The sequence below is a fragment of the Comamonas sp. wu1-DMT genome, assembly GCF_040187805.1.
Lineage (GTDB): Bacteria > Pseudomonadota > Gammaproteobacteria > Burkholderiales > Burkholderiaceae_C > Comamonas > Comamonas thiooxydans.
Genome location: NZ_JBANEM010000067.1, coordinates 1 through 502, shown reverse-complemented (window position 1 = coordinate 502; position 502 = coordinate 1). Strand labels below are relative to the sequence as shown.

The following is a 502-nucleotide window of genomic DNA, read 5'->3' as shown; positions in this document are numbered from 1 at the left end:
TATGCAGTGTCTGCGTGGCCTGGCTCAACATCAGCAAGCCACAGGCAAAAACCAGATTGCTGGCGAGAAGCACCGACCTTCCGCCAAAGCGATCAATCAACCGGCCCGCGATGGGTCCTACCGCTGCAGCCACAAGCAAGGCTGCCGAGAACGCGCCGAACACCAGAGAGTACGAGGTGCTTGTCGACTGACTGATTGGCGTGGCCAGCACCGCAAGCAAGTAGTACGACGAGGCCCAGGACAGGGTCTGGGCAATCCCGAGCATGACTGTGACTTGCGTGCGGTTCAGTGCCATCTGTATTGTTTAAATGCTGCGTTGATTGACCCGTTTAGACAGTTCTTCAGCGCTTTCACGGCGCTCGCTGTAGCGATCCACCAGGTAGTCCGAACAGTCTCGCGTCAACAGCGTGAACTTGACCAACTCTTCCATCACGTCCACCACCCGTTCGTAATACGAAGAGGGCTTCATTCGGCCAGCCTCGTCGAACTCGGCAAATGCCTT

At 56.8% G+C, this 502-nt stretch carries 1 protein-coding gene and 1 pseudogene; both read right to left on the bottom strand.

Annotated features, from left to right (window positions below):
* The coding region (locus tag V8Z78_RS27095) for an MFS transporter (protein ID WP_349732521.1) at window positions 1–295 on the bottom strand (295 nt) is incomplete at its 3' end.
* A 9-nt stretch (window positions 296–304) separates the two neighbouring features.
* Window positions 305–502, bottom strand: a pseudogene (locus V8Z78_RS27090) (arsenical resistance protein ArsH); the annotation flags it as partial.